The sequence below is a fragment of the Formosa algae genome (assembly GCF_001439665.1).
GTDB classification, from domain to species: domain Bacteria; phylum Bacteroidota; class Bacteroidia; order Flavobacteriales; family Flavobacteriaceae; genus Formosa; species Formosa algae.
Genome location: NZ_LMAK01000067.1, coordinates 186,143 through 199,053, shown reverse-complemented (window position 1 = coordinate 199,053; position 12,911 = coordinate 186,143). Strand labels below are relative to the sequence as shown.

Below are 12,911 nucleotides of genomic sequence, written 5' to 3'. Positions count from 1 at the left end.
TTATACGGCTTTGGGAACGTCTCTTAACAATAAATAGACTGGAAAATGGTCACTATACCCACCTTTGTATGTTTTTCCGACGTAGGTTCTAAAGGGCTGTCCTTTATATTTTCCTTTATATTGTTTTAAGAAATCGGCATCAAAAATATCTGCGGTTTGGAAATTATGTGTGCCCGGCTTATGGTCTAGAAAATTATGTGTTAACATAAATTGATCGAACACATCCCATTTAAATCTATAATTAATACTTCCGCGATTGTAAGACGTTAAACTTTCCATCGGATTAAAAAGCGCATTATTATTTACTAAAGCCTGTACACTTTCACTGGCAGAATTATCGTTAAAATCGCCCATCACTATAATCTTTGCATCGGGATTTTCTGCTTTTAAACCTTCAATAATTTCAGTGGCTTTATTAGAGACTTCCATACGTTTAGGTGCATTGGATTCTTCATTTTTTGAAGGCCAATGGTTCACTAAAAAATGCATAGGTTCACCATTAAAAACACCGGAAACACGTAAAATATCTCTGGTATAATCTGCAAGGCCATTATCATCAAACAACATAATAGAATATGGCGCAGAATCTGTAACTTCAAATTGTGTTGTATCATAAATTAAAGCCACATCAATACCACGCTCATCTGGAGAATCGTAATGTACAAAACTGTAAGGGATGTCTTTTAAATTTTCAGAATCTAAAAGATCTTGAAGCACTTTAGCATTTTCTACTTCTGCAACACCTACTATAGCAGGATGAGTTTCTGTTTCCTGCTTTCCAATGTTAGAGATTGCAAAGCCTAATTTAAACAATTTGTTTTCGTATCGTTTTAAGTTCCAGCGCTTATCCGATGTCGATAAAAAATCATTATCGTTTATATTAGGATCGTTGGTGATGTCGAATAAATTTTCTAAATTAAAAAAGGCAATAGTTTTCATGCAAATATGTAAATTTCTATGGCAAGGTAAGACTTCAAATGTAAAAAGGAATCTTAAAAATATAAAAATTAATCAGCGTACAATTCCGTAACTTTGTGCTTTAAATCAATTTATGCTAGAAAAAAAGGATATAAACTTAGAACGAGCAGTATTAATAGGTGTTATCACTAAAGATCAAGACGAAGAACAGTCTAAAGAGTATTTAGATGAACTTGAGTTTTTAACCTTTACTGCAGGTGGTGAAGTGGTAAAACGATTTACTCAGAAAATGGAAGTGCCAAATCCTAAAACATTTATTGGGACAGGAAAAATGGCCGATGTTCAGCAATTTATTGAAGATAATGATATTGGAACAGCTATTTTTGATGATGAATTGTCTTCTGCTCAAGAACGAAATATAAGTAAAATATTAAATTGTAAAGTCTTAGATCGGACCAATTTAATCTTAGATATTTTTGCACAACGGGCACAAACTAGTTATGCAAGAACGCAGGTAGAGTTAGCCCAATGCGAATATTTATTACCACGTTTACGAGGGATGTGGACACACCTTGAACGCCAAAAAGGGGGAATAGGAATGCGTGGTCCTGGGGAAACCGAGATAGAAACAGATAGACGTATTGTAAGAGAACGTATCGCTTTATTGAAAGCCAAAATTAAAACCATAGACAAGCAAATGTCTGTACAACGCGGAAACCGTGGTGCTATGGTTCGTGTGGCTTTAGTAGGGTATACCAATGTTGGGAAATCGACGTTAATGAACGTTATTAGTAAGAGTGATGTGTTTGCAGAAAACAAATTATTCGCGACTCTAGATACTACGGTTAGAAAAGTAGTGATACATAACTTACCGTTTTTATTAAGCGATACCGTTGGATTTATTAGAAAATTACCAACGCAATTGGTAGATTCTTTTAAAAGTACGTTAGATGAAGTTCGCGAAGCAGATTTGTTACTACATGTTGTAGATATTTCGCATCCTAATTTTGAAGATCATATTGCTTCAGTAGAAAAGATTTTAGGTGAAATACAAGGTGCAGATAAACCAACGATAATGGTTTTTAACAAAATTGATGCGTATAAAGCAGAACCTTTTGATGAAACCGACTTGCAAGAAGTTAGAAATTCTACACACTATTCGTTAGACGAATGGAAGCGCACATGGATGAATAAACTTGGCGATAATGCCTTGTTTATTTCTGCATTAAATAAAGAAAATTTAGAAGATTTTAGAAAGCGTGTTTACGATGAAGTTAGAGAAATTCATGTTACACGTTTCCCTTATAATCATTTCTTATATCCGGATTACGATGATTTAGATTTGAGTGAAGAAGAATAATAAAGAATGCGCTATTTAGCGCATTTTTTTATGCCTTTTTTTGTGATGTTAAACTAACCGTTCAAAAATATATTTCTGTAACTTGTACGTAACAAAAAGAATTATCTAAAATAATATGTCAAAACTTCGCCATAGAAATGTTAGTACAGAAGGTTCCAATGCATTTACAGGAATAGAATTAAAAGCAGCCGAAGATCATGCAGCTGGATTAACTGCTGTAAAAGTAGCTTTGGGTCATGTTTTTAAGGAAATGGGTGTTGTAAGGTCTCTAAAGACCTTATCGCATATGAATCAGATTGATGGGTTCGATTGTCCGGGTTGTGCATGGCCAGATCCCGAAAAACGGTCTAAACTAGGGGAGTATTGCGAGAATGGAGCAAAAGCTTTATCTGAAGAAGCGACAAATAAAGAGGTCGATGCTAATTTTTTTAAACAACATTCTGTCGAAGATATTTCAAAATGGACCGACTATAAAATCGGCAAAAGTGGACGTATTACACAACCCATGATTTTAAAACCAGGATCGGTTTACTACGAACCCATAAGCTGGAAAGATGCCTATCAGGTGGTTGCAGAACATTTATACAAATTACAATCTCCTAACGAAGCTATTTTCTATACTTCTGGGCGTTCTAGCAATGAAGCCGCTTTTTTATATGGCTTATTTGCTAGAGCTTTTGGAACTAATAATATGCCAGATTGTTCCAATATGTGTCACGAATCTAGTGGTGTTGCACTTTCGGAAACTTTAGGCATTGGAAAAGGATCTGTGAAGCTGGAGGATTTTGATAAAGCCGATGTGGTTATAGTTATCGGACAAAATCCAGGAACTAACCACCCCAGAATGTTATCGGCTTTAGAAAAATGTAAAGCAAATGGCGGATATGTAGTAAGTATAAACCCGTTAGCGGAAGCTGGATTAGTACGGTTTAAAAATCCGCAAGAAGTCTCAGGAATTATTGGAAACGGGCACACATTAGCAGACCATCATTTACAGGTTCGAATTAATCAGGATGTTGCGTTATTGAAATTAATTCAGAAAAAATTAGCAACCTTAGATGCTGTAGATCAAATGGTTTTCGACCATCAATTTATTTCACAATATACTGAAGGTTATGAGGCTGTATTATCAGAGTTAAACACTTATTCGGAAGCAGCATTGTTAGATATATGTGGAGTAGACGAAAAAGAAGTAGATGCGGTGGTGTTACTGCTAGCCAAGTCTAAGAACATTATAATATGTTGGGCTATGGGATTAACTCAACACAAAAATGGCGTAGATAATATTAAAGAATGTGTTAATCTGTTATTGTTAAAAGGAAGTTTAGGTAAACCAGGAGCAGGAACTTGCCCGGTACGTGGCCATAGTAATGTTCAGGGCGACAGAACTGTGGGGATTATGCATTATGTATCTAAAACGTTTAATGAAGCGGTTAAAACCACTTTTGGTTTTAATCCGCCAGAAGATATGGGTTACGATGTGGTTAAGGGCATACAAGCCATGTATAACAAGAAAGCAAAAGTGTTTATGGCCTTAGGTGGTAATTTTGTTTCTGCGGCTTCAGATACAGAATACACTGCAAAAGCAATTCAAAATTGCGAGCTTACCGTTCAAATTAGTACCAAACTAAATAGAAGCCATTGCATTGTAGGGAAAACAGCTTTAATCTTACCAACATTAGGTCGCTCTGATCAAGATGTAATCAATGGAAAACAACGTCATTTTACAGTCGAAAATAGTATGGGAGTTGTGCATCAATCTAAAGGATTTTTACATCCCATTTCTGAAGATATAAAAAGCGAACCAGATATTATTGGAGGTATTGCTGATGCTTATTTTAAAGGTAATCATCCTGTTAACTGGACATTGTTAAGTAGTGATTATGATTTGCTACGCGAAAAAATGGGGCAAGTTGTTCGCGGTTTTGAAAATGTAAATACTAAATCGAAAGGTAGAGGCTATTATTTGCCTAATAATGTTCGGGATTTAGATTTTAGTCGTCTACCAAATCAGAAAGCAAAATTTACAATCACTGAATTACCAATACACGATTTAAAAGCGGATGAATTTTTATTGATGAGTATTCGTTCTCACGATCAATTTAACACCACCATTTATGGTTTAAACGACCGTTATCGCGGTGTGTATAATGAAAGACGTGTTTTGTTTATGAACGAGGCAGATATGAAACGTTACGATTATAAAAAGTTCGATGTGGTTAATTTAAAAAGTAATTATAAAGGCCAGGAGCGTAGCGTCTTTCAATTTTTAGTGATTCCTTATAATATTCCTGAAGGAAATTTAGCAGCATATTATCCAGAAACGAATCCGTTAATTCCTATTGACGAATTTGCTGTTAAAAGTAATACGCCAATAAGTAAATCTGTAAAAGTAACAGTGGAGAAAAGTATAACATTATAAAAAATAAAAAGGGCTTCAATATCATATTGAAGCCCTTTTTTGAAATAAATATTTTCTTTAAGATTAGAAACCGTAGCTAAGACCAAATGTCCAGTATGATTGTAAATCATTATCTACATCATCTAATGTAGTTGATGTTCCTTCAGAAATAGCATAGTTATATGCTTCTTGTCTGTTTCCTCTTAATCCGAATTCAAAACCAAGTCCGATACCTTTCCAAACCGTGTATGAAAGTCCGTTTGTCCAAGTCCAGTTTGAATAATTAGAATCTTCGTAAGATTGGAATAAAGATAAATTAGATTTTACTTTTAACTTTCCAAAAGCTTTATTGTAGTCTGCTACAATTTTAGCACCTAAAGAAGATTCGTATTCTGAATCACCATTACTAAATACAAAGTTGTAGTTTAAAGGATGAGCAACTACTACTAATTCTGAAATTGGTGTCCACGTAATACCAACACCTAAGTCTAAGTATCCTGGATCGTTAAAGTTGTTTAAAAGAGTTGTTCTGTACTCTGCTAAACCAGAAGCAGCTAATTTATCACTTAATTTATAACCGTAAAGTGATGTTATAGTAAATACGTCTGTTGCTTGACTGTAGTCATCATCGTCGGTATCGTCATCTTTATCATCAAATTTTACCCAGCTAAGGTTAATGTTTGCATTAGTGTACCAGAAAAAGGTGTCTCTGTTTAATTTAGCGTAAGGATTTACAGTTATTGTAATGTTTCCTGCAGAATTGTTTGGTGTTTCTTGAGGGTACCAATTACTGAATTCTGATAAGTTAGCACCAATGGTACCAAAAGCACCATAATGCCATCCTGGATAAGAATCAATTTGTGATTTTAATGCGTTTACTTCAGATTGAAGTGCATTTATAGAATCCTGTTTAACACTTTTTAGACTCTGTAATTCTTCTTTAGTTTGAGAAAAAGATACTGTAGCTACCAATAAAAGGCAAATTGTTAAAATTCTTTTCATAATTTTATTATTTTCATAATTTAAGTTGCAAACTTATAACCTAGATTTTCAAAATGAAAGTAAAATCTTATTTTCTTTTGTATAAAGGCACACTTGAACATGCTTCTCCAAACATTATGGATCGGGCAAATGGTCGTAATTTGTTAGAAATCATCACGTAAGCACTTTCTGGGACAGGTTTTTTTGAACACCCTTTTATAATAACAGGAGCATCTTTATAGTCAGAAAGATCTAAATTAGAGATGATATCTTGATAGATTGCAGTTTCTAATTGGTTTAAGTTGCCTAAAATTGTTCTTTTAGAATACGGTTCTAGCTCAAATGTAATTAACATATACGCCCAAGAGGGTACTATGGCGTCTGTACTACATGTTAAAGCCACATATGCATTTTGGTATTGCTCCCAATTATGCGCTGTAACTTGAGCTCTAAAATCTGTTTCACGAAGCACTAAACCTTCTAGAAGCCAGTCTTTAATATCTATTAAAATTCTAGCTCCTGGCGGATAATAGTCTTCAAGATCTAAAACCTTTAGTTTACTATTTGCGACTCTATTTATAATATCTTCTGCCATACATTAAAGCATGCCTAATTCTAATTTAGCTTCTTCACTCATTAAATCTTGACTCCATGGTGGATCGAATGTGATTTCTACTTCTGCATCTTTTACCATATCTAAAGACTTTACTTTTTCTTCAACCTCTAAAGGTAAAGTTTCAGCAACAGGACAATTAGGAGTTGTTAACGTCATTAATATTTTAACTTCCGCATCTTCATTTACAAATACATCGTAAATTAATCCTAACTCATATATATCTACTGGAATTTCCGGATCGAATATGGTTTTTAAAACCTTAACGATTTTTTCGCCTAAAACGGCTGTATCTAATTCTTCACTCATTTAACTAAGTTGTGTTTGGTATGCAATGGCATACATTTTTAATTGTTTAATCATACTAACTAGACCATTTGCACGCGTAGGTGATAAATGTTCTTTTAAACCAATTTTATCTATAAAATCTGTATTGGCATCTAGTATATCTTTAGGGTGCTGATTTGAAAATGAACGAATTAAAATCGCTATAATCCCTTTGGTGATTATGGCATCGCTATCTGCGGTAAAAATAACTGCATTATCTTTCATTTCTGCATGTACCCAAACTTTACTCTGGCAGCCTTTAATCAGGTTGTCGTCTGTTTTATATTCTGTCTCGATTAATGGTAAGGTTTTACCTAAATCAATCATATATTGGTAACGTTCTTCCCAATCTTCAAACATTGAGAATTCGTCTATAATATCGTTTTGTATGTCTTGTATCGTCACGGTTCTAATTTTATCAAAATTACTTATTGTAATATATTATTTTACGGTTTTGGCCAATTCTAAAATATAATCAACTAAAGGTTTAATGTTTACATTCGGGTTGTTGTGATCGAATTCTGTTGTGCTATAAACAGTGTCGTCTTCAATCACTTTTAGCTTGGCAGCTGCAGCTCCGTCATGTGCACGTTTCATGGAAGGTGCTTCTAAAGCGGGTAATGTATTTAAATCTATAGCATGCAAATCTGCCATTAAAATATCCCATTCTGCCTTAGAGATTGTTCTTGTCTTATCCGGACCTTGCTGTGCGGTTTTAACAAGAATGACTTGATCTTGTAGTTTTATTTCTAGAAAAGAACCTCTAGTAATGGCTGTGTATTCTATTAAAACATCGTTCTGAGCTGTAACAGCACTATTTTTAGTTACGCCGCAAGCTGTACATAGAATAATACTTAATACTAGTGTAATGTGTTTCATAACTTAAAATTGATACTAGAAAATTACAAAAAAGAAGTTAAACAGTATTTAAGATAACATCATTTTAGCTTTTTTAACACCTGAAACTAAAGCGTCTACTTCAGATTTTGTATTATAGAACGCAAATGAAGCTCTTACAGTACCCGGAATCTTATAGAAATCCATGATAGGTTGAGCACAATGGTGACCTGTTCTAACAGCAATTCCTAATTTGTCTAAAATAGTACCCACATCGTAAGGATGAATGCCTTCTAAATTGAAAGAAATTACAGAGGTTTTATGTTTAGATGTTCCGTAAATTTTCAAGCCTTCTATTTCTAGAAGTTTTTCCGTGGCATAATCTAAAAGTTCATGCTCATATTTGGCAATGGCATCAAAGCCTATAGCGTTCATATAATCTATGGCAGCTCCAAAAGCAATCCCGCCACAAATATTAGGTGTCCCCGCTTCAAATTTATGAGGTAGGTCTGCGTAAGTGGTTTTATCAAAAGTCACTTCAGCAATCATCTCTCCACCTCCTTGATATGGCGGTAATTTTTTTAACCAAGTTTCTTTCCCGTATAGCATACCTTCTCCTGTAGGACCACACATTTTATGTGCAGAAGTCACGTAGAAGTCGACATCTAAATCTTGCACATCTGGTTTAATATGTGGGCAAGATTGTGCACCATCTACTAAAACAGCAGCGCCTACAGCATGCGCTTTTTCAATAATATATTCTATAGGATTAATGGTTCCTAAAGCATTCGAAATATGGTTAACAAAAACCAATTTAGTGTTTTCAGAAAGCAATTTGTCATATTCAGACATGATTAACTCGCCTTCCAAATTCATAGGAATAACTTTTAGTGTTGCTCCTGTACGTTCGCATAACATTTGCCAAGGCACAATATTGCTATGATGTTCTAGGGCAGAAACAATAACCTCGTCTTCTTTTTTTAATAGGCTAGAGAAGCCATTAGCAACTAAATTAATTCCGTGAGTTGTTCCTGAAGTAAAAATAATTTCATGTGTGTGTTTAGCATTCACATGTTTCTGAATTTTTATTCTTGCCTGCTCGTAAGCATCTGTAGCTTCTTGGCTTAAAGTATGTACACCACGATGTATGTTTGCGTTGTAGTTGCTATAATAATCTACAATAACATCGATAACCTGTTTAGGGGTTTGTGATGTTGCTGCATTATCTAAATACACTAAAGGTTTACCATTAACTTCTCTGTTAAGTATTGGGAAATCTTGTCTGATGTGTTCAACGTTAAACATAATATTTGTTTTAGCCCAGATAGAGGCAGTTGTTGGAGCTCTTTTTCAAGTATGCGAGAAAAAAGCGACTGCCGAAAGCTGGAATTAGCTTCTAATTTTAAAGATCGAATCCTAGATTTACACCTAGTTTCTCTGCTATAATTTTAGTAATACGTGTTTTAATTTCAGGAATTTTAACAGATTCTAAGACGTTGTTACTAAAAGCGTACATTAATAAGGCTTTAGCTTCTTTTTCTGGAATACCACGAGAACGCATGTAGAACATCGCACTTTCGTCTAACTGACCAATAGTACATCCGTGAGAACATTTTACATCGTCTGCAAAAATTTCTAATTGTGGTTTACTATTAATAGTCGCTTTGTCGCTTAATAAAATATTATTGTTAGACTGGAATGCATTTGTTTTTTGCGCTTCTTTATTAACAACTACTCGTCCGTTAAATACACCTGTACTATTGTCTGCAAAAATACCCTTATAGTCTTGGTGACTTTCACAATTTGGTTCAATATGGTGTACTAGCGTATTATGATCTACGTGTTGTTTGTCTCCAATAATAGTAATTCCATTTAAAGTAGAATCTATACGTTCTCCGTTTTGATAAAAGTGCAAGTTATTTCTCACAAGTTTACCTCCAAAAGAAAAGGTATGTACAGATACATGACTTTCTTGCTTCTGATTAGCAAATGTATTATCTATTAATGATGCATGCTTATTATCGTTCTGTAGTTTGTAATAATCTACAATGGCACGTTTATTTGCGAAAATTTCGGTAACCGAATTGGTTAAAACCGGATTGTCTGTTAAACTTTGATGACGCTCGATAATTTGTACATGACTATTTTCGTCTACAACAATTAAGTTTCTTGGTTGAAGCATTACGGCTTCTTCAGAACCTGTAGAGAAATGTAAAATTTGAATTGGTTTATTAACCAATTTATTTTTCTTGATATGAATATATGCACCTTCTGTAGCGAAAGCCGTGTTTAATGACGTAAGGCCATCTTTTTCGGCAATTTTATTGAAATAGTTTTCAATAACTAAGCGATACTTAGGATTGTTAAGTGCGCTAGACATTAAGCATACATCAAATCCGTCGTGTGTGGTTTGAGATAAATGCGAAGAATATTTTCCATCTATAAAAATAATTTTATAGGTGTCCATTTCATGCAACATATACGACTTTACCTCACTAAATTCTAACGCATTTTCATGTTTAGGGAATACACTATAGTCTTTTTTTAAAACACTATTTAATGATGTGTATTTCCAAGCTTCGTCTTTTTTAGTAGGGAATCCGTTTGTCTCAAATATTTTGATAGCCTCATTTCGTATTTCATGCACTGGGGCATCGACATCGATTCTATTTTCGAATGCCATAAACGAAGACACTAATTTTTCTTTTAAATCCATTTGTCTTGTGTTGTTAGTGTATTGCATTTAAGTTATGGTGTAACACCGTAACTATTTACTAAATACAGTTCACTACTATTTAAGCGTTCACTTCTTCTTTAATCCAATCGTAACCTTTTTCTTCTAATTCGTGTGCTAATTCTTTACCACCCGATTTTACAATACGACCGTTGTACAATACGTGTACAAAATCTGGAACGATATAGTCTAATAAACGTTGATAGTGTGTAATTAAAACAACAGCATTATCCTTGCTTTTTAATTTGTTAACACCACTAGCAACAATACGAAGTGCATCGATATCTAAACCAGAATCTGTTTCGTCAAGAATAGCTAATTTAGGTTCTAACATAGCCATTTGGAAAATTTCGTTACGTTTCTTTTCTCCTCCAGAAAATCCTTGGTTAAGAGAACGTGATAAAAATTTTCTGTCGATTTCTAATAATTCAGATTTTTCACGAATTAACTTCAACATTTCGTTAGCTGGCATATCTGGTAAACCTTTAGCTTTACGAGTTTCGTTAATTGCAGTTTTTATAAAATTAGTTACAGAAACGCCAGGAATTTCTACTGGATATTGAAACGATAGAAATATACCTTTGTGTGCGCGTTCTTCAGCAGATAACTCTTCAATATTTTCTTCGTCAAAGAAAATCTCACCATCAGTTACTTCATATTCTTCTTTTCCTGCGATTACTGATGATAATGTACTTTTACCAGATCCGTTAGGTCCCATAATAGCATGAACTTCTCCAGGTTTAACCTCTAGGTTAATACCTTTTAAGATGGCTTTATCTTCTACGCTTGCGTGTAAATTATTAATCTTTAACATTACTCTATATCTTAGTTATTGATGTTCTAAATTTTTATTGTGTTTTCGTCTTGTGCTTTGGGCTGACTAACAGTTATAATATCTGTTATTTCAATTTGCAATGGCCAACCTTCTTCACCTTCTGGTTTTATTGTTATGATGCCTTTAATTTGCACAGGAACCATATCTGTATCTTCTTTTTTAAACACATTTACTTTGGTGTTTAATTCGTGCATTTTGGCATTAATAATAACGCCATAAATATCGTCTTTAGTTTGTAACACCGCAGCATCTGCATAATACACAAAATCACCTTGAATTAGCTGAGCAGTATGTTGTTCTGCTAACGCTGATTCTGAAGCTGATTTGCTTTCACTTTTACAGCTTACAAAAAGTAAAATACAAAGTAGTAAAACAAGTGTTTTTTTCATATTTAAGACGTGTGTTGTATTAACCTACAGATCCTTCTAAACTAATTTCTAATAGTTTTTGAGCCTCGACAGCAAATTCCATTGGTAATTTATTCAAGACGTCTTTACTAAATCCATTTACAATTAAAGCAATGGCTTTTTCTGTATCGATACCACGTTGGTTACAATAGAAAATTTGATCTTCACCAATTTTACTTGTTGTAGCTTCGTGTTCTATCTGTGCGGTTTTATTTTTAGCTTCAATGTAAGGAAATGTATGTGCACCACATGCGTTACCCATTAGTAAACTATCACATTGCGAGAAGTTACGTGCATTGTCTGCGCGTGAACCAATTTGAACTAATCCTCTGTACGAATTCTGAGATTTACCTGCAGAAATACCTTTACTAATAATAGTCGATTTAGTGTTTTTACCTAAATGGATCATTTTAGTACCCGTATCTGCTTGTTGGTAGTTATTTGTTACTGCTATCGAGTAAAATTCACCAACAGAGTTATCTCCTTTTAAAATACAACTTGGATATTTCCATGTTACTGCACTACCTGTTTCTACTTGTGTCCAAGAGATTTTAGCATTTTTCTCGCATAAACCACGTTTGGTTACAAAGTTGTAAACACCACCCTTCCCTTCAGCATTTCCTGGGAACCAGTTTTGTACTGTAGAATACTTAATTTCTGCATCGTCCATAGCAATTAGCTCTACAACGGCAGCATGTAATTGATTTTCGTCACGACTAGGCGCAGTACAACCTTCAAGGTAACTTACATAACTTCCTTCGTCTGCAACTAAGAGGGTGCGTTCAAACTGACCTGTACCACCTTGATTGATTCTGAAATATGTAGACAATTCCATCGGACAACGAACGCCTTTAGGAATGTAACAGAAAGAACCATCACTAAATACAGCTGAGTTTAAAGCAGCGTAATAATTATCTTTCTGAGGAACAATTGTTCCTAAATATTTCTTTACTAATTCTGGATGTTCTTTGATCGCTTCTGAAATAGACATAAATATAATTCCTTTCTCAGACAATGTTTTTTTGAATGTTGTTGCAACAGAAACAGAATCTACAACAATATCCATAGCCACGTTATTCATCTTCTTCTGTTCGTCTACAGAAATTCCTAGCTTTTTATACATAGCTAGTAAGTCTGGATCTACATCGTCTAAAGTTTTATTAGGGTCTACCGATTTTGGTGCAGAATAGTATGCAATAGATTGAAAATCTGGTTTAGCATAATTCACATTAGCCCAATCTGGTTCTTCCATCTCTTGCCATGCACGAAAAGCTTCAAGTCGCCATTCGGTCATCCATACGGGCTCTTCCTTTTTAAGGGAAATAGCTTTTACTATGTCTTCATTTAGACCAATAGGAAAAGTGTCTGATTCAATATCAGTATAAAAACCATATTCGTATTCTTTGGTTTTTAATTCTTCTCTTAAGTCGTCCTCTGTATACTTACTCATGTTTGTTTAATATTATAAAGTGTAAAAGTTAGAAGTCATAACGCGTAT

Annotated in this window: 13 protein-coding genes; 2 read left to right on the top strand and 11 right to left on the bottom strand. The window is 34.2% G+C overall.

Translation table 11 applies throughout. The annotated features are described in order from the left end of the window. On the bottom strand, window positions 1–939 hold the full coding sequence (locus tag AST99_RS14875) for an endonuclease/exonuclease/phosphatase family protein (RefSeq protein WP_057783031.1): 939 nt from the start codon (window positions 937–939) through the stop codon (window positions 1–3). A 112-nt stretch (window positions 940–1,051) separates the two neighbouring features. Here AST99_RS14875 and hflX point away from each other — a divergent pair, with 112 nt between their 5' ends. After that, window positions 1,052–2,278: a GTPase HflX gene (gene hflX / locus AST99_RS14870; protein WP_057783029.1), complete on the top strand. Its 1,227-nt coding sequence runs from the start codon at window positions 1,052–1,054 to the stop codon at window positions 2,276–2,278. Window positions 2,279–2,393: 115 nt separating this feature from the next. After that, complete coding sequence (locus AST99_RS14865) at window positions 2,394–4,700, top strand: FdhF/YdeP family oxidoreductase (protein WP_057783027.1); 2,307 nt, start codon at window positions 2,394–2,396, stop codon at window positions 4,698–4,700. A gap of 63 nt (window positions 4,701–4,763) precedes the next feature. On the opposite strand, the gene AST99_RS14860 is transcribed toward AST99_RS14865, so the two are convergent. The 10 genes from AST99_RS14860 to sufB form a co-directional block, all read right to left on the bottom strand. Continuing rightward, on the bottom strand, window positions 4,764–5,681 hold the full coding sequence (locus AST99_RS14860; RefSeq protein WP_057783025.1) for a DUF3078 domain-containing protein: 918 nt from the start codon (window positions 5,679–5,681) through the stop codon (window positions 4,764–4,766). A 67-nt stretch (window positions 5,682–5,748) separates the two neighbouring features. Next, complete coding sequence (locus AST99_RS14855) at window positions 5,749–6,255, bottom strand: DUF2480 family protein (protein ID WP_057783024.1); 507 nt, start codon at window positions 6,253–6,255, stop codon at window positions 5,749–5,751. Window positions 6,256–6,258: 3 nt separating this feature from the next. Beyond that, entirely contained in the window at window positions 6,259–6,582 is a 324-nt protein-coding gene (locus AST99_RS14850; RefSeq protein WP_057783022.1) for an iron-sulfur cluster assembly protein, read from the bottom strand. After that, a complete protein-coding gene (locus AST99_RS14845) occupies window positions 6,583–7,005 on the bottom strand; it encodes a SufE family protein (RefSeq protein ID WP_057783019.1) in 423 nt (140 codons plus the stop codon). Window positions 7,006–7,041: 36 nt separating this feature from the next. After that, entirely contained in the window at window positions 7,042–7,479 is a 438-nt protein-coding gene (locus AST99_RS14840) for a hypothetical protein (RefSeq protein WP_057783017.1), read from the bottom strand. A 48-nt stretch (window positions 7,480–7,527) separates the two neighbouring features. Beyond that, on the bottom strand, window positions 7,528–8,742 hold the full coding sequence (locus AST99_RS14835) for an aminotransferase class V-fold PLP-dependent enzyme (RefSeq protein WP_057783016.1): 1,215 nt from the start codon (window positions 8,740–8,742) through the stop codon (window positions 7,528–7,530). Window positions 8,743–8,839: 97 nt separating this feature from the next. Beyond that, window positions 8,840–10,153 carry a Fe-S cluster assembly protein SufD gene (gene sufD / locus AST99_RS14830; protein ID WP_057783090.1) on the bottom strand — a complete coding sequence of 438 codons (1,314 nt, stop codon included), beginning with the start codon at window positions 10,151–10,153 and terminating at the stop codon, window positions 8,840–8,842. 79 nt (window positions 10,154–10,232) lie between these two features. Next, entirely contained in the window at window positions 10,233–10,985 is a 753-nt protein-coding gene (sufC, locus tag AST99_RS14825) for a Fe-S cluster assembly ATPase SufC (protein WP_057783014.1), read from the bottom strand. 26 nt (window positions 10,986–11,011) lie between these two features. Beyond that, window positions 11,012–11,395: a hypothetical protein gene (locus tag AST99_RS14820; protein WP_057783012.1), complete on the bottom strand. Its 384-nt coding sequence runs from the start codon at window positions 11,393–11,395 to the stop codon at window positions 11,012–11,014. A gap of 19 nt (window positions 11,396–11,414) precedes the next feature. Beyond that, complete coding sequence (sufB, locus tag AST99_RS14815; RefSeq protein ID WP_057783010.1) at window positions 11,415–12,863, bottom strand: Fe-S cluster assembly protein SufB; 1,449 nt, start codon at window positions 12,861–12,863, stop codon at window positions 11,415–11,417. Window positions 12,864–12,911 lie beyond the last annotated feature (48 nt).